16 protein-coding genes are annotated in these 17,187 nt (G+C 62.2%); 11 read left to right on the top strand and 5 right to left on the bottom strand.

Features of this window, described 5'->3' with window-relative positions:
* Positions 1–55: 55 nt before the first annotated feature.
* Entirely contained in the window at positions 56–2,083 is a 2,028-nt protein-coding gene (gyrB, locus tag W5W_RS0102420) for a DNA topoisomerase (ATP-hydrolyzing) subunit B (protein WP_017194201.1), read from the bottom strand.
* A 371-nt stretch (positions 2,084–2,454) separates the two neighbouring features.
* On the opposite strand from gyrB, the gene W5W_RS0102430 reads away from it, so the two are divergent.
* Genes W5W_RS0102430 through W5W_RS0102440 form a run of 3 tightly spaced genes read left to right on the top strand, consistent with a single transcriptional unit; the run spans position 2,455 to position 5,481 of the window.
* Positions 2,455–3,144 (top strand): MptD family putative ECF transporter S component, encoded by a 690-nt coding sequence (locus W5W_RS0102430; protein ID WP_081486183.1) that lies wholly within the window; start codon positions 2,455–2,457, stop codon positions 3,142–3,144.
* A 10-nt stretch (positions 3,145–3,154) separates the two neighbouring features.
* Positions 3,155–3,877: an energy-coupling factor transporter transmembrane component T family protein gene (locus W5W_RS0102435; protein ID WP_017194205.1), complete on the top strand. Its 723-nt coding sequence runs from the start codon at positions 3,155–3,157 to the stop codon at positions 3,875–3,877.
* Positions 3,877–5,481, top strand: coding sequence for an ABC transporter ATP-binding protein (locus tag W5W_RS0102440; RefSeq protein WP_029574022.1), 1,605 nt, complete (start codon positions 3,877–3,879; stop codon positions 5,479–5,481). Before W5W_RS0102435 ends, W5W_RS0102440 begins: the two co-directional genes overlap by 1 nt.
* 100 nt (positions 5,482–5,581) lie before the next feature.
* Here the strand turns inward: W5W_RS0102440 and W5W_RS0102445 are convergent, their stop codons facing one another.
* From W5W_RS0102445 to dnaA, 4 genes are all read right to left on the bottom strand, one after another.
* Positions 5,582–6,145 (bottom strand): DciA family protein, encoded by a 564-nt coding sequence (locus W5W_RS0102445; RefSeq protein WP_338009601.1) that lies wholly within the window; start codon positions 6,143–6,145, stop codon positions 5,582–5,584.
* 19 nt (positions 6,146–6,164) lie between these two features.
* Positions 6,165–7,382 carry a DNA replication/repair protein RecF gene (gene recF / locus W5W_RS0102450; protein WP_029574023.1) on the bottom strand — a complete coding sequence of 406 codons (1,218 nt, stop codon included), beginning with the start codon at positions 7,380–7,382 and terminating at the stop codon, positions 6,165–6,167.
* A gap of 31 nt (positions 7,383–7,413) precedes the next feature.
* Positions 7,414–8,547, bottom strand: a complete 1,134-nt coding sequence (gene dnaN, locus W5W_RS0102455) for a DNA polymerase III subunit beta (RefSeq protein WP_008730716.1) — start codon at positions 8,545–8,547, stop codon at positions 7,414–7,416.
* A gap of 559 nt (positions 8,548–9,106) precedes the next feature.
* Positions 9,107–10,732, bottom strand: a complete 1,626-nt coding sequence (dnaA, locus tag W5W_RS0102460; protein ID WP_008730757.1) for a chromosomal replication initiator protein DnaA — start codon at positions 10,730–10,732, stop codon at positions 9,107–9,109.
* 554 nt (positions 10,733–11,286) lie between these two features.
* Between dnaA and rpmH the strand changes: the two genes are divergently transcribed.
* The 8 genes from rpmH to W5W_RS0102490 all read left to right on the top strand — a co-directional run bounded on the left by rpmH (position 11,287) and on the right by W5W_RS0102490 (position 17,163).
* Positions 11,287–11,424, top strand: a complete 138-nt coding sequence (gene rpmH / locus W5W_RS15485; protein ID WP_008730735.1) for a 50S ribosomal protein L34 — start codon at positions 11,287–11,289, stop codon at positions 11,422–11,424.
* Between the two features lies 1 nt (position 11,425).
* Positions 11,426–11,818 carry a ribonuclease P protein component gene (rnpA, locus tag W5W_RS14470; RefSeq protein ID WP_100219496.1) on the top strand — a complete coding sequence of 131 codons (393 nt, stop codon included), beginning with the start codon at positions 11,426–11,428 and terminating at the stop codon, positions 11,816–11,818.
* The gene (gene yidD / locus W5W_RS15490; RefSeq protein WP_008730750.1) at positions 11,815–12,120 is read left to right on the top strand and encodes a membrane protein insertion efficiency factor YidD; all 306 of its coding nucleotides are present in this window, start codon (positions 11,815–11,817) and stop codon (positions 12,118–12,120) included. Before rnpA ends, yidD begins: the two co-directional genes overlap by 4 nt.
* A gap of 91 nt (positions 12,121–12,211) precedes the next feature.
* Entirely contained in the window at positions 12,212–13,372 is a 1,161-nt protein-coding gene (gene yidC, locus W5W_RS0102470; RefSeq protein ID WP_008730777.1) for a membrane protein insertase YidC, read from the top strand.
* 35 nt (positions 13,373–13,407) lie between these two features.
* Positions 13,408–13,989 (top strand): Jag family protein, encoded by a 582-nt coding sequence (locus tag W5W_RS0102475; protein ID WP_008730726.1) that lies wholly within the window; start codon positions 13,408–13,410, stop codon positions 13,987–13,989.
* Between the two features lie 46 nt (positions 13,990–14,035).
* On the top strand, positions 14,036–14,659 hold the full coding sequence (gene rsmG, locus W5W_RS0102480; protein WP_029574024.1) for a 16S rRNA (guanine(527)-N(7))-methyltransferase RsmG: 624 nt from the start codon (positions 14,036–14,038) through the stop codon (positions 14,657–14,659).
* Positions 14,660–14,854: 195 nt separating this feature from the next.
* On the top strand, positions 14,855–15,790 hold the full coding sequence (locus tag W5W_RS0102485; protein WP_008730708.1) for a ParA family protein: 936 nt from the start codon (positions 14,855–14,857) through the stop codon (positions 15,788–15,790).
* 2 nt (positions 15,791–15,792) lie between these two features.
* Positions 15,793–17,163, top strand: coding sequence for a ParB/RepB/Spo0J family partition protein (locus tag W5W_RS0102490; RefSeq protein WP_029574025.1), 1,371 nt, complete (start codon positions 15,793–15,795; stop codon positions 17,161–17,163).
* Positions 17,164–17,187 lie beyond the last annotated feature (24 nt).

Here is a 17,187-nt window from a genome sequence, read left to right on the forward strand (position 1 = left end):
GTTTCCTTAGATGGTCGTGGGATCGTGTCAGGGTGCTTCAGCAGATCCGGATATCTCAGATATCCAGGAAGCGCACGTCCGCTGCGTTGCGCTGGATGAAGGAGCGCCGCTGCTCGACGTCGTCGCCCATGAGGATCGAGAAGGTCTCGTCGGCGTCGGCCGCCTCATCCAGGGTGACCTGTTTGAGGATCCGGGTGGTCGGGTCCATGGTGGTCTCCCACAGCTCGTGGTCGTTCATCTCGCCCAGGCCCTTGTAGCGCTGGATGGCGCCGTCCTTGGGCAGGCGGTGCCCGGCCGCCCGGCCCGAGTCCAGCAGCTTGTCCCGCTCGGCGTCGGAGTAGGCGAACTCGTGCTCGGCGTTGGACCACTTGAGCCGGTACAGCGGCGGCATGGCGATGTAGGTGTGGCCGTTCTCGATGAGAGGCCGCATGTAGCGGAACAGGAGGGTCAGCAGGAGGGTGGCGATGTGCTGGCCGTCCACATCGGCGTCGGCCATGATGACGATCTTGCCGTAGCGCAGCTTGGCGATATCGAACTCCTCGCCGATGCCGGTGCCGAAGGCGGTGATGAGGCTGCGAATCGTGTCGCTGGACAGGGCGCGGTCCAGCCGGGCCTTCTCCACGTTCAGGATCTTGCCGCGGATCGGCATGATCGCCTGGTGCTCTGGGTCCCGCCCGCCGACGGCGGAGCCGCCGGCCGAGTCGCCCTCGACGATGAAGATCTCGCAGTCGGCGGCCACCCGGGAGGAGCAGTCGCGCAGCTTGCCGGGCATGGAGGCGGACTCCAGGACGCCCTTGCGGCGGGTGGCCTCGCGGGCCTTGCGGGCGGCCAGGCGCGCGGCGGCGGCCTGGGATGCCTTGGTGATGATGGAGCGGGCGTCGGCCGGGTGGGAGTCCAGCCAGTCGCCGAGCTGGGAGTAGACGGTCTGCTGGACGAAGGTGCGGGCCTCGGTGTTGCCGAGCTTGGTCTTGGTCTGCCCCTCGAACTGCGGCTCGGAGAGCTTGACGGAGATGACGGCGGTCAGGCCCTCGCGGATGTCGTCACCGGTCAGGTTGCCGTCCCTCTCCTTGAGCAGGCCCTTCTCCCGGGCGTACTTGTTGACCAGGGTGGTCAGCGCCGTGCGGAAGCCCTCCTCGTGAGTGCCGCCCTCGGTGGTGTTGATCGTATTGGCATAGGTGTGCACCGACTCGGAATAGGCGCTCGTCCACTGCATGGCGATCTCGAGGCTGATGCCGTGGATGTCGTCGAGGGTCTGCTCGGCCTCGAAGTCGATGATCTCGGGGTGGATGAGCTCAACCTTCTTGGATTTGTTGAGGAAGGCCACGTAATCGCGCAGACCGTACTCGTAGCAGTAGGTGTCCGAACGGTGTCCCACCACCGGCTGGTCGGCCGGACCGGCCTCATCGCCGGTGATCTCATCGCCGGCGTCGGTCACGCCCTCGCGCTCGTCGGTGAGCGTGATGCGCAGGCCCTTGTTGAGGAAGGCCATCTGCTGGAAACGACGGCGCAGCGTCTCGTAGTCGAAGACGACGGTCTCGAAGATCGCGGGATCCGGGTAGAAGGTCTGAGTGGTGCCGGTCTCGGAGGTCTCCTCGCCCCTGACCAGGGGCGTGGTCGGCTTCCCGCCATCGCCGAAGCTCATGCGCCACACATATCCCTGACGGCGCACTTCGGTATCGACGCGGGTCGATAGGGCGTTGACCACGGAGACGCCGACGCCGTGGAGTCCGCCGGAGACGGCGTAGCCGCCGCCGCCGAACTTGCCGCCGGCATGGAGGATCGTCATGACGACCTCGACGGTGGGCCTGTGCTCAGTGGGGTGATCGTCGACGGGGATGCCGCGACCATTGTCGACGACCTTAATCCCGCCGTCGGCCTGAATGGTGACTTTGATGTGGTCGCAGTAACCGGCGAGGGCCTCATCCACGGCATTGTCGACGACCTCGTACACCAAGTGATGCAGCCCGCGCTCACCAGTGGAGCCGATGTACATGCCGGGCCGTTTGCGCACCGCCTCGAGTCCCTCGAGAACAGTGATGTCGGAGGCGCCGTAGTCGGACGCCCCCTGGCCGATCGAAGACATGGACGACATAGAAGACATAGAGGACTCTGCGGTGGTCACAGGCTGGTCCTGGTCAGACACGTGTCAGCTGCTCCTCTTTCTGTGCGCCGGGCGGGACCCGATCCCTCTGAACGCCTACTGGCGGGCTCGGTCCCGCGGCGTGTAGGTGGGTACCTGCGAACAGCCCGGGGCGCACCATGGGCATTTCAGAGACGATTCTATCGTGGATCGACATGAAAACCGTTGTCAGACGATACTTGTCGGACGTGTGCAACGTCACCAGAGCGTCCCCTCCCGAGCGTCCGCATCTTGACAGACGACTGGACACGAGATATTGATTCCCTACCATTTAGGTGCACCTAACCTCATTGCCGAGGAGGAGGAACGTTCCCATGTCCACGAGTTCCGAGAATCCCAATAATTCCGCGCCTTCCGAGACTTCAACGACGTCAGAAGCCCCAAGAACATCAAAGACCTCTGCACCCACAAGACCCACTGCGGATAGATCTCTCAAGCCGAAGGACCTCATCACGGTGGGCACCTTCACCGCCCTGTACTTCGTCGTCTTTTTCGGCTTCGGCATGCTCGGATTATTCGGGCCGGTCGTTCACGCCATCGGCATTGTGCTCGGAAGCCTCGCCAACGGCATCGTCTTCGCGCTCTACATCACCCGTATCCGCAAGCCCGGAATGATATTCCTCACCGCCATGGTCTCGTCCCTGCTCATGGTGCTGACCGGGCACGCCTGGACGTCGTTGCTCGCCGCGGCCGTCTTCTCAGCGCTCGCCGAAGTCGTCCTGGCCCGCGGCCACTACCGCTCAGCCCGCGCCTCGGTGATCGCCTACGGACTCTTCTCCCTGTGGATCGTCGGCCCGATACTGCCGCTGTACTTCCAGCACGACGCCTATATGGCCGATATGCGAACCGAGATGGGCGAGGGCTATGCGCAGGCCTGGGAAGCCCTGTTCTCTCCGGCTTTCCTAGCCGGACTGCTGACCCTTGTCTTCATAGCCTCCTGCCTGGGCGGACTGCTGGGTCAGAAGATGCTGCGCAAGCATTTCGTGCGCGCCGGCATTGCTTGAATCGCCCGATATGCAGTTTCTCGCAGCATCCGCGCACGACGGCTGGTTCCGCCTCGACCCTCGTACCAAGCTCCTGCTCGTCATCACGGTCAATGTGGCAGCACTCACGCGAGTGGAGCAGACAGCCGCTCTCGTGTCCTTCGTCTGCGCCGCTTTCCTGCTCGTCACCATCGGCTCCTGGCGAGCCCTGGGAATTCAGGTCCTGCTCTTCGGAATCTGTCGGGGAATCCAAGTCCTGGGTACACAGATCCTAGAAGGTCCGGTGTGGCAGACCGTGGGAGCGGTGGGCTTCTTCCTGGGCAACTTCGTCACCGTCCTCACCATGGGTGTGTACCTGGCGCGGTCCACCACTCCGTCCGAACTCATCGAGGGCCTGCGCCGGTTGCGGACGCCCGACGCCATCATCATCCCTTTGGCCGTCATGCTGAGGTTCTTCCCAACCCTGGGTGAGGAGCTCACCGCCGTGATCCAGGCGGTGAGTCTGCGCCGTCTTCACCCGGGTCCCTGGGGTTTCCTGCGCGAGCCGCTGACGACGGTGGAGCACATCATGGTCCCCTTCCTCGTCTCGGCGACCCGGATCGGCGATGAACTGGCGGCCTCAGCCCTCACCCGGGGACTGGGCGGCACGCGTTCGCGCACCACCATCACCGATCTCCGTTTCCGCATCAGCGACATTGTGGGCCTGATGATGTCGTTCCTCATCATCTTCGTCTTCCTCAAAGGGGTGCTGTGATGGCCGACGCCATGATCGACATCGACCACGTCTCCTTCGCCTACGGCTCCGAGAGCGCCACCGAGACTACCGATGACGCCAATACGGCACGTGCAGTAAGGACAGCGAACTCAGAAAGCACAGAAAGTGCAGAAGATTCAGAAAATACAGCCGTTCTCGGACTGAAGGATGTGAGCCTTCGCGTCCAACCGGGTGAATGCGTTCTGCTGTGCGGCGCCAGCGGTTGCGGGAAATCCACATTGCTGCGCCTGATCAACGGCCTGGTGCCCAACTTCCATCCTGGAATCCTCACCGGGAGCGTTGTGGTGGCGAACGTCGATGCCTCCGCTTCACCGCTGGACGTGACCGGCCGCGAAGTCGCCACGGTCTTCCAGAATCCCCGCACCCAGTTCTTCACCTCCGACGTGCGCAGTGAGCTCGCATTCGGTCCGGAGAACTTCGGAATGAATCCTGACGTCATCCGCAGCCGCCTGATGGAGGCTGCGCGGCGAACGGGGATCGAAGACCTTCTCAACGCCAATCTCTTCCGTCTCTCGGGCGGCCAGAAACAACTCGTGGCCTGCGCATCCTCAATGGTCGTCAAACCCCAGGTGCACCTGTTCGACGAGCCCACCTCGAATCTGTCGTCGGAATCGGTGGCGCTCTTGCGCAAGGTGCTCTTGGATCTGCACGCATCGGGCGCCACCATGGTCATCGCCGAACACCGATTGTCCTATCTGCGCGACATCGTGGATCGTGTGATTCTGCTCGATGGCGGCAGGATCGTGCGCGAGATGCCCGCCGCGCACTTGTGGGCGATGAGCGAGCGGGAGCGAACCGACCTGGGACTGCGCGCCCTTCGCCCGGTCACCCCCATGCAGCCGTCCCTCGTCCTGCACGCCGAGGATGAAGGTTCCGAGAAGAACGACCAGGGGTCCACAGCGCATACGACTGACATCAGCACGCAGAATGCTCAAGACGACGCATCGACCCGGAGCGCACGCGGCCTGGTGCTGGAGAACCTGCGCTTCTCCTATGGTTCCCACCGGGTCCTCAACATTCCGCGACTCGAGCTGCCACGCGGTCGGGTGACCGCACTCGTCGGTCCCAACGGAGCGGGAAAATCGACTCTCACGCGCGTGCTCGTCGGCCTCGAGCGGGCCCGCGGCACGATTCGCCTGGACGGGCGGATCATTCGCAGCAAGGAGAGAACCAAACTCGGCTATGTCGTCATGCAGGACGTTCATCGTCAACTCTTCGGCGCCGAGGTGCGTGAAGAACTCACTCTGGGCATACCCTCCAAAGATCTCGACGACAACCGGATTGACCGGATCCTGATCGATCACGGCCTGACCGACGTGGCGGAGCGTCACCCCATGTCATTGTCGGGCGGTCAGAAGCAGCGTCTGGTCGTCGCTGCGGCGCAGATGGTCGATAAAGAGATCTATGTCTTCGACGAGCCCTCCTCGGGACTGGATTATCGGCATCTGCACTCCACGGCGCACACAATCCGCGACCTCGCTGAAGCGGACAAGGTGGTCGTCATCGTCACTCACGACGAGGAACTGCTGGCCGCCTGCGCCGACCACGTCGTGAAGATACAGCCATTGACTCGATCACTCTGACCGGCCGATCTCCACGGAACAGCTCGCACAAGAGGCGCCAGAGGCGGTCGACGGCCGATATGAGCTGATATGAGCCGTCATCATTAGGCATCATCAAGCCTCACCCATAGGTATCCCGCGGGCCGCGACCGCCTCTGGCGCCGCCGAAACGGCCATTGCGCCAGGTCGGCCCGGCCGGGCCCAGGATTCGGATCTCGACCGCACCGCCGTGACGTCCCAGGGCCTCGATCACCCGCCGCTCGATCGTGGGCAGGAGCAAGCGCAACTGCTGAGCCCACGCACTGGATGAAGCGCGCAGAGTCAATCGCCCGGGCTCGAAGCTCTCAATGACGGCATGCCCGGCGATCTGCGGTCCCACGATCTCGGTCCACCTCACCGACACCGACGCGACAGCCAGATGATTCGCCCATCCGTGCGACTCCGCATACCGCCGAAGGTCGTTCTTACCGGTACGCGGATCGAAGCGCGTCGGACCAGGGCGATCGCGTCCCGGAGGCAGTCCGGGACCGCGATCGGTCTCGTCGGGTGATCCGGAGGCGTCCGCTTTCATCCGCCGCTCATCCCAAACAGCGACACCGTCCTGGCTCGCGACCTGTCGCCATAAGGCCTTGCGAACCTCGCCCGCCTCCCAGGCATGCCCTCGTTCACGAGCCAACGCACGCATGGCCAAAGCGTCGCCGTCCTCAGTCACGACTCACCCCCGAAGAGGAGACACTGAAGCGCATCGCGTCCAGTTCAGCGGGTATGTCCTCATCGACCGCCGCGGTCAGCAGTGCCTGCTGCGCTCCGACGACGACACCCGCCAGTGCCCCGCGACGTCCAGCGTCAAGCGAGGCGAAGACATCGTCAAGAATGAGAACCGGTTCGCCATCGCCGCCATAGGCATCGACATCATGTCGGAGCATCTCATAGGACGCCAGCCGCAGTGCCAGTGCTAGAGACCACTGCTCACCATGGGAGGCGAATCCCTTCGCGGGCAGGGCTCCCACGTGGAGGATCAGATCATCTCGATGCGCGCCGACCAGATTGGCTCCACGATCGATCTCGCGATCCCTCAATTCGGACATGGCCGCCTCCAGGCGCATGGCGATCGAGGAGACATCGTTGAGCGCCGTCTCGGCATCCGTTACTGCCATGTCATCACTCGGATCGGGCTCCGCGCGACCCTCGTGAAGCAGCAGGCTGGACCGGTAGGCGAGGTGCGCTGCTGACTGTCCCTGACTGACTCGCTCATAAGAGGACGCCGCCCACGGGCGCAGTCGAGTGACGACGTCGACGCGCGCGGCGATGAGCCGAGCGGCAGCAGCGGCCAATTGGGCATCCCACACCTCGAGGCTGGAGATCATGGAGGCCGGCACGCCCCCTGAACGACGCGCGGATCGGGCCGACTTCAGCAGACTGGATCGCTGAGCAAGGATCTTGTCGTGCTCGGCGCGCACCCCGGCCAGAGAAGGACGCAGGGTGACGGCCAAGTCATCGAGAAAACGACGTCGTACCCCCGGTTCCTCACGCACCAGAGACAGATCTTCAGGCGCGAAGACGACAGCGCGCAGAATTCCCAGAAGTTCACGGGGCCGTACGACTCCGCGATTGAGCCGGGCACGATTCGCCTTTCCCGCGATGATCTCGATCTCCAGAACACTGGGACGATCACCATGAACCGCCTTGGCCCGCACGACTGCTCCACCCGGTTGCGGCTGACCCGGCGCAGCTCGACGGACCAAAGCGGTGTCCGCACCGACTCGGTGGCTCGAAAGGGTCGACAGATAAGCGATCGCCTCAACGAGGTTGGTCTTCCCCTGTCCATTGGGCCCTACGAAAGCCGTGGGACCGGGCTGAAGAGCGAGAACCAGTTCATCGTAGGAACGGAAGTCGTCGAGTGCGAGATCTGAGACGTACACGGATGTGCACGGGCGCGTATGCCCGTCCTGCTCAGGCGCCGAAACGGATCGGCATGAGGAGGTAGCGGAAGGAGGTGTCCTCCTCACCGCCAATAGCACTCATACCGGTCAGGACTGCGGGCTTGGATGGATGAGTGAAATCAACCTTGACATACGGCTGCGTAATCGCACCGAGACCGTCAATCAGATAACCGGGGTTGAAGGCCGTCGTGATGTCCTCGCCATCGAGATGAGCAACCAGTTGCTCAGAAGCTTGAGCGTCGTCGCCCTGTCCTGCATCCAATGTCAGAGTGCCCTCGGAGAAGGCCATGTGAATCGGGGTGGAGCGATCAGCCACCAGGCTGACACGGCGTACTGCGCCCATGAGCTCCTCACGTCCCACAGTCGCATGAATGGTCGTGGTCTCCGGGAACAATCGCAGGACAGGGGGGTAGTCGCCATCGGTCAGCAGACTTGTGGTACGCCGTCCACCCGCCTCGAAGCCGATGAGACTGGAGGTCGTCGAACCGGAGTCCGTCAGCGCCACTGTCACCTCGCCGGTGGAGGTCAGGGATTTCGCTACATCGGAGAGCGTTCGGGCTTTGAGCAGCGCATGCGTCGACAGCCCGTCATCCTGGGGGGACCAGGTCATGTCGCGCACCGCCAAGCGATAGCGATCAGTGGCCATAAGAGTCAGAGACTCCCCATCGACCTCCATCTGCACGCTCGTCAGCAGAGGAAGCGTCTCGTCCCGCGAGGCCGCTATCGAGACTTGGCTGACTGCCCGGGCCAAGTCGTGGGCATCGACTGTGCCGGCCACTGCGGGCATGGCCGGCAGGTCCGGGTAGTCATCAGCGGCCATAGCGGCCAAGGAGAAGTGCGCAGCACCGCATGAGACGGCGACCTTCGTGCCCTCGACCTCCAGGTCGACCGGCTTGGAGGGGAGAGCCTTGGCGATGTCCGCCAATAGACGCCCCGATACCAGGACGACGCCCTCTTCCTCGACTTCCGCGGCGACCTCGCAGCGTGCGGACACCTCGTAGTCGAAGGACGCCAGGATGAGGGAGGCGCGCGTGGCTTCCAAACGTACGCCCGCCAGCACGGGCACGGGCGGACGAGCGGGTACTGAGCGGGCGGTCCAGGTGACGGCCTCGGCCAGGACGTCGCGGTCGACCCTCAGCTTCATAGGGCGCCTCCTTGATACGAACGGGTATGAACGAGTGTGAGCGAGCACGGACGAGCGCGAGTGAGCGATTCCGTTTCCCGGTCAGGGGCAGAACTATCCAGGTGGAGTCTAGACGCATGAGGGAGGGATGCGTCCACATGCCGGTATGACCAATGTGCTCGCCACTGCGCCCGTCGTCTCTCCTGAGCCCCGGCGGGGTGGCCGGCACCCTTGATGCGGGCTGTGGGGATGGGTTCGTGTGATGGAAGTTCAGTAGGGGTATTAGGAGATGTGGATTCTGGGGATAAGCCCGTTGCGGCCCGGAAGCGCGCGGGAGGCGGATGTGGAACGACAAAAGAGTGGTTCAGTGGAGCCGGCTCGTCAGCAGTGGTTTTCCCCGCGCATCCGCTGATGAGCTCGCAGGCCCAGTAACCGTCATCCACATGGCGGGGCGAGTTGTCCACCGGAACGCGCAGACTTCTCCCCAAGGGGCGCGACGGACCCGTTCTTCCCTGTTCTTCTCGGTATTCCGCGGTTTCCAGCGCTGTGTCTTGGTGTGGCCTGGTGGGCGGCGTCGGGCTCATCGGGGAGCCTGAGCGGCCTGCTTGATGCGAGCGGTGATCTCCTGGACCTGGTTGTAGGTGTCGCGACGCTCGGCCATCTGCGTACTGATCTTGCGACTCGCGCTCATGACGGTTGTGTGGTCCTTGCCACCGAACTCTTTCCCGATCTTGGTCGTCGACATCTCGATCAGCTCGCGGCACAAGTACATGGCGATGTGGCGGGCGTGCACCATGGTCTGCGCCCGGTCCTTGGAGCGCAGGTCTTCGATCGTCAGGTTGAAGTAATCGGCTGTCTGAGTCATGACCATGGCGGCAGTGATCTCTCCGCCGCCCGAGTTGGCAATGATGTCCTTGAGCACCATCTCCGCCAATGTCTGGTCGATGGGCTGATCGGTCAGTGAGGCGAAGGCGGTGACGCGTATCAGCGCTCCCTCGAGCTCGCGGATATTAGTGGTGACCCGGCTGGCGATGTACTCCAGGACGGGCATCGGCAGATCAACGCCTTCGGCACTGGCCTTGTTGCGCAGGATCGCGGTACGGGTTTCCAGAGTCGGAGGTTGAACGTCGACGGTGAGTCCGGATTCGAAGCGCGATAAGAGACGCTTCTCAAATCCCTTGAGGTCTTTGGGGGGCAGGTCGGAAGTGAGAACGACCTGCTTGTTGGCCATATAGAGGGTATTGAAGGTGTGGAAGAACTCTTCAAGAGTTTGTTCCTTGCCGCCCAGGAACTGGACGTCGTCGACCAGCAGGATGTCGACGTCGCGGTAGCGTCTCTTGAAGTCATTCATTTTGCCCTCGGCCACGGAGGCGATGAAATCCGAGACGAATTCTTCGGAGGAGACGTATTTGATGATCATGTCCCGGTACAGAGACCGCGCATGGTTGCCGATGGCATGCAGAAGGTGAGTCTTCCCCAATCCTGATCCACCGTAGATGAACAACGGGTTGTAGCCGCCGGTGGAACGATCCGAAGCTGCATTGCCGGGCTGCTCCGCCACTTTCAGCGCGGCTGCGAAGGCGAAGCGGTTGGAATCGCCCATGACGTAGTTGTCGAAGGTATACCGAGGGTTCAAGTGCGAACTCTTGTCGAAGCTCTGCGCATTCTCGGAACGTGCGAAGGCGGCGGCGGGGTTGGTGACGTAAGCCGGTGTCGTCGAATGCGACGGATGCGTCGAGTGCGTTGGAGATGTCGAATGCATGGGGTGCAGGGATTGAGGGCTGTTGGCACTGGGGGTTGCGGACGGTTCGACGTCGGATGGACGAGCGTGCACGACCGGTTCGGGTGCGTCGGCCTCTGCCAGTGCCGAGGATAGATCGGGGACCTGGGGCTGAGGCGGCACGGGTTGCGGTGTGCGGGTGACGGGGATCGCCGGCGCGGGTGCCCCGGTATCCAAGGAGGTATCGACAGTGACCTCGAAGGGGACGTCATGACCCCAAACCTGTGTGAGGGCCTGACTGATGGTGGCACGCGCCTCCTCGACCTTGCTCTTGGTGAAGGGCGAGCCGGCGACGAGCACGAGGGTGCCGTCGACATCGATCACGCGCGTCATCCGAATGATGGAGAGCTTGCCAGTGCTCAGCTCGGTGGAGTCGGACAGGATCTCCAGGACTGACTGCCACTTGGTAGTTGCTTCGTCTGGCACGACGTGCTCCTGATGTACGGGGGTGATCGAGGTTCACATCATGAAGTTTTTCCACAGGGTTGTCCACACGTGTGTCTATTCTGTCTGCTCTCAGTCCATTCACGACGTGCCGTGACGTGCCATGACATGCCGTGACATGCATGGACTCGGTCCGTGTCCCACTCAGTGTCAGGGCGACAGGGCGGGGTCGCGGCACCCATGCGGACTGTGCGGACTGTGCGGGTGTCACCGGTCATGTGCGCGCCGCTTCGGATTCTGCAGAGTCTACGAGTCCGAATCCACAGGTCCGGAGTCGAGCGAGTCAACAGGGTGGGGATTGGCGGACCGCCGGGCGGGCGCGGGTCGGTTCACGTCAATGACGGTCAGTGACGACGGCGTGTCAGGACTCTCATCGCGGACACCACAAGATCGTTTGACCCTGCGGAAAACGGGGCCGTATTGTTGTGCGGACGTTCGTGCGGAGTCACGTCCCGATACATGGGGCAGCCGGTACGAGCGACCGTGTCGCGATCCCCGTGACGCACGGTTCCGATCATCCGACCAGGAGTACACCCGTGAGTAAGCGGACCTTCCAGCCGAACAACCGTCACCGTGCCAAGGTGCACGGCTTCCGCAAGCGCATGAGCACTCGTGCTGGCCGAGCTGTTCTCGCTGCGCGCCGTCGCAAGGGCCGCGCGCGTCTCGCCGCCTGAGGTGCTCCCGGCCGCGCACCGAATGCTGCGGAGTGAGGATTTCTTCGCCGCAGTACGATACGGTGTGCGCAGCGGCAGCCGCAGGCTGGTCATCCACTACAGCGCCGGCGAGGCCGGGGAGACGACTCCGGCTCTCGTCGGCGTCGTCGTTCCCAAGAAGCAGGTCTCGCATGCCGCTCGTCGCAATCGGATCAAGCGTCGTGTTCGTGCACTCATGAGTGCACGCGTGGGCAGCCTCGAGCCGGGGGCGCGAGTTGTCGTGCGCGGTCTGGCGGGGGCCGACGGTGCTACGAGTGATGAGCTGGGGGCTGACTTGGATCGTCTGCTCGCTCGCAGCCGCCAGGCAGCTCGGCAGTTCTCACGTACCGAGGAGCTGGAAGGGAGCCGCAGGTGAGCAGAGCTGTAATTCGTCAACATGTCGTGCGCGCGCTGCTGATTCCTGTGCGCATCTATCAGACGAGTATTTCTCCGATGTTCCCGCGTCGGTGCCGTTACTACCCGACGTGCTCGGGTTACGCCGTTGAAGCAATTCAGGTCCATGGAGCGGTCAAGGGCGTTCTCCTGGCTTCCTGGCGACTCGTGCGATGCAATCCCTTGACTCCTGGTGGCGTTGATCATGTTCCCGATCCTGGTCGATGGCGCTATCACCATCCCCACGACATTCCCCGTTTCGAGCTCGACCGGACTGCCGGATGATCATCATCGGAAGCAGGCCGAATATCCCACTAGGTTGAGAGCCGTGTGAACGGTACTCGCCGCGCCTTATAGCCTTATAGCAAGGAGTGCAATGGACACGATCCTGTGGCCCCTCAAGGTCGCCGTCGCCTGGGTCATGGTCTACATCCACAAATTCCTGGTTCTCATCGGCCTGAGTGATGGTCCAGGCGTTGCCTGGGTGCTGTCGATCATTGGATTGACGATCTTCGTACGGATCCTCATCATGCCGTTGTTCGTCAGGCAGATTCGGGCCAGCCGGGGAATGCAGCTCATGCAGCCCGAGCTCCAGGCGCTTCAGGCGAAGTACAAAGGGAAGAAGGATGCCGCTTCGAAGCAGCGCCAACAGGAGGAGATGATGGCGCTGTACCGAAAACACGGGACGAATCCCTTCGCCTCCTGTTTTCCGATCCTCATCCAGATGCCTATATTCTTCGCACTCTTCCGGGTGCTGGCGAATCTCCAGGCGATTGCCGAGGGCACTTATGAGGGCCGTGATTCGATCGGTCCGCTCACTGCCGATCTGGCGAATCAGGTTCAACACTCCACAGTCTTCGGGGCGAGTCTTTCCTCGTCCTTCATGAATCCTTCGGATATATCCTCGGCCCTGACCGTCAAGATCGTCACCGTCATCATGATCATCGCCATGAGCGCCACACAGTGGTACACGATGGCGCAGCTGAGCATGAAGAATATGCCCGAGTCATCCAAGAACTCGGACAATCCCATGATGCGTTCTCAGCGCATGATGATGACGATCATGCCCCTCTTCTTCGCATTTACTGGTGTGCAGTTCCAGATCGGCGTGCTGATCTACTGGGTCACCTCGAACCTGTGGACCATGGGGCAGCAGTTCTACACCATTAGTCGGATGCCTGCGCCCGGGTCGGAGGCGGAGAAGAAGTTCCGAGCCCGTGAGAATGCCAAGCGCGCCCGCAAGGGTCTGCCCTCTCTGGAAGAGGAGGAACGCGCGAAGGCCGAGGCTGAGGGGAAGGTCTCTACCAGTGGGCAGCGTGCCCAGCCGGTGCGAAAGGACCGGCAGAAGAAGAACTCTGAGCAGTCATCGACCGCGGATGAAGCCGCTATGACGGCTGAGGGTGAATCGTCGTCCCGCAGACCCGGAGGTCTGACGGATGAGGAGATCGCGCGTCGTCGCTACGAGAAGCGGGCGCGTGAGCGGAAGCGCGCAGCCGAGCGGCGCAAGGCCCAGAATAAGAAGAAGCGCCGGAGCTGAGTCACAGTCGGAACATTGAGAAGAACGGACTCATCATGAGCGAGAACACCGCCCCGTCCAACACCGTCAAGCGCCTCGAAGAAGAGGGTGAGGTCGGTGCCGATTACCTTGAAGAACTTCTCGATATCGTCGATCTCGGAGGAGATATCGACATTGACGTTGATCATGGCCGCGCGTCCATTGCGGTGGTTGCCTCTGAGGAGGGGGATGCCCAGGAGCTGGCCGTTCTCGTCGGTCGTGATGGCGAAGTACTCGAAGCCGTTCAGGAGCTCACTCGTCTGGCGGTGCAGACTCGCACCGGTAACCGATCCCGCCTCATGCTCGATATCAATGGTTATCGGGCCGAGCGGCGCTCTGAGTTGACGAAGGTCGCGCAGGAGGCCGTGAAACGGGTTCGAGTCACTGGCGACACCGTATCGCTGGAGCCCATGAATCCTTTCGAACGTAAGGTCTGCCATGATGTTGTGGCCGCCGAGGGTCTGATCTCGGAATCTGAGGGCGCCGAACCTGAGCGCTATGTCGTCGTGCTGCCTGCAGAACAGGATTCCAGCGATTCTGGAGCTGAGACTGAGGATCGCCCCGCCGACAGCGGTGCCGAGACTTTCGGGCAGGAATGACGTGAGCCATGATGCGCCCGCTGGGCGTTCACGAGAAAGTTCTTCAATGTCGGTTGAACAACCGTCAGATGAGGTTCGAGAACTTTTCGGAGTCGCATTCGCGGGTGCCGAGCGCTTCGCTGAAATGCTTGTTTCGGAGGGTGAGCTGCGTGGACTTGTCGGGCCGCGCGAGCTGCCCCGTCTGTGGAGTCGCCATATAGTCAATTCTGCTGCAGTGGTGCCATTTCTGCCCGCTCGTGGAACAGTGGCCGATGTTGGTTCCGGTGCTGGATTTCCAGGAATTGTGATTGCGCTCCTGCGACCCGATTTAGAGGTTTCACTTATAGAAACAATGGAGCGTCGCGTTGCATGGTTGCAGGACGTTGCTCTCGAGCTCGACTTGGACAACGTCACCATACGCCGCGCTCGTGCCGAGGAGGTCAGGGATCGATTTGATGCCGTGACTGCTCGGGCCGTCGCCAATTTGACCAAGCTGGTACGGATCACGGCGCCGATCCTTCGCCGAGGGGGCTGTCTATTGGCTCTTAAAGGCGCCAAGGCCGAGGTTGAGGCCGAGGCCGCGAAGTACGTCATTAAGAAGGCTAAGCTTGATCCCGCGATCATTCACGAGGTTGTGACGCCGGGCGAAGAGCTGACCAAGGTCGTCGAGGTGCGTAGACCCAAGCGATGACGCATCATGGTCGCACTGGCCGCGGAGTGCGATCGACTTGCGAGTCCGACAGCGCGACATGCGTCAGGAATCTTTGAAACATGTCATTGAGCACAACGTATGCGGCGGGGCTGGTCGTCGGCGTCGGCCAGCTCACGTAGACTGAAGTGCCCGATTCGTGGACGCGATCGGGGACGTCATCCGAGGAGAACAGTTTTGTCGGGATCGTCTATCTTCGAGCAGCTGCGTGCCGATCACTCGGCGCTAGAGGAGTTCGCTGGAGTGCGTTTCCCGCATCCGGATCAGACTCGTATCATCGCTATCGCCAACCAGAAGGGAGGGGTCGGCAAAACTTCGACGACGGTCAATGTCGCAGCTGCGCTGGCGGAAGCTGGACTTCATGTCCTTGTCATCGATGCCGACTCTCAGGGCAATGCTTCGACGGCTCTCGGCGTTGCGCATGATGATGAGCAGGTCTCCATCTACGAGGTCCTTGTCGATGGGAGCCGCATTGAGGAAGTGGTGGTGGCAACCCATTTCTCGGAGACTCTGCTGTGCGTACCGGCAACAATCGATGTGGCAGCCATTGAGATCGAACTCATCAGTACTCCCGAGCGCGAGTCGCGTCTGCACCACGCGCTGCAGGAGTACTTGAGGAGCCGAGAGGCATCCGGCCTGCCTCGTCTGGATTATGTGCTCATTGATTGCCCGCCGAGTCTGGGCCTGATGACGATCAATGCATTCGTCGCTGCCGGTGAAGTTCTCATTCCCATGCAAGCCGAGTATTACGCCCTGGAGGGTCTTGCACTGCTCACCCGGTCGGTGGAGCGCATCGCGCGGATCCATAATCCAGCACTGACGGTCTCCATGATCGCCTTGACCATGTTCGATAAGCGCACGACCCTGGCTCGGGACGTCGAGGAAGAAGTTCGGGCCTATTTCCCCAACGCGGCGCTTCATACCCGTATCCCACGATCGGTGCGTGTGGCGGAAGCACCATCGTTCGGTGCACCTGTGGTCTTCTGGGATCCGCGGTGCTCAGGGGCGGTGGCCTACAAGCAGCTTGCGCAGGAGATCGCTCAGCGCGGGGTCGCCGGTTGGGAGAACTCAGCGGTTGGTAGCAATGACGCAGACGACGCACAGGAGGCGTGACGATGGCGCAGAAGAGGCGCGGGCTCGGTAGGGGACTTCAGGCGCTCATTCCCGAGACGCAGGCGGAGACGCCGTCGGCGCGTCCTACGGATGTCTTCTTCCCGGATTCGCAGGAAGAGGCAACTGCGAAGAACGCTGAAGCGACTGATGATCAGACGAGCGATGAAGCATCTCAGGCGGAGGGCGGCCAGCGCACATCGGACGACATCGCGGCAACGCTTCTAGCGCCCTCGAAACGGACGAAGAAGTCACCATCGAAGTCGTCAGCGGCGAAGGGAACATCGCGGCGTAGCTCGGCTGCGAAGGAGAACTCGGACTCCAGCGCTAGTGCGTCCAAGAAGAAGGCCTCGACACGATCCAAGCCTTCCAAGACTGCCCGCAGTGTTTCACGTGAAACATCGGCGAAGAATGACTCCGAGAAGGTCGAGAAGCGGCGAGAGGAACCTGCCCAGGCTGCTCCCGAACCGGAGGAGGTACCTGCTGACATCAAGGTGAAGGAGGCGGAGACCGTGAAGGACGGCGACACCGAGGAGTCGTCACTCGTCCCGGTTCCGGGAGCGACCTTCGCAGATCTGCCTGTGAACCTGATCGCCGCGAATCCGCACCAGCCGCGTCAGGTTTTCGATGAGGACGACATCACTGAGCTCGCCGCATCGATCAAGGAAGTCGGTCTACTCCAGCCGATTGTCGTGCGTCGTCGCGAACATGGCGACGACGGCGAGGCCGACTATGAGTTGATCATGGGAGAGCGGCGTCTGCGGGCCGCGAAAGAGGCCGGACTGGAGACGATTCCGGCTGTCGTCCGTTATGCAGCTGACGAGGACCTACTCCGGGATGCTCTCCTGGAGAACCTGCATCGGGTCCAGCTCAATCCGCTGGAGGAGGCTGCTGCTTACCAACAGTTGCTCGAGGACTTCAACTGCACGCATGCGGAGCTCTCGCAACGGATCGCACGCTCTCGGTCGCAGATCTCGAATACCCTGCGCCTCATGAAGCTGCCTCCGCTTGTGCAGCGACGCCTTGCTGCGGGGGTGCTGTCGGCTGGACACGCCAGGGCTCTTCTGGGCCTTCCTGATGTTGCGGCTATGGAACGTATCGCCCAGCGCATTGTGGCCGAAGGGCTCTCAGTGCGAGCAACAGAAGAACTCGTGGCCCTGCACGACGAGCCCGATACTCGGCGAGCCAAGCCGCTCCGTACGCGATCGGCGACTCTTCCTGCCTTATCGACACGGCTCTCAGATGCGTTCGATACGAGGGTCAAGGTAACCCGAGGAGCCAAGAAGGGGCGGATTACGATTGAGTTCGCGGGTGATGATGACCTGGCGCGCATCGTTACTGCTCTCGCTCCGGGGACGTCGTTGGACGAGGAATGAGCTCGCCGAGTGATCAGCCGATGC

Origin of the sequence: Actinomyces massiliensis 4401292, assembly GCF_000269805.1 — a bacterium.
GTDB lineage: Bacteria > Actinomycetota > Actinomycetes > Actinomycetales > Actinomycetaceae > Actinomyces > Actinomyces massiliensis.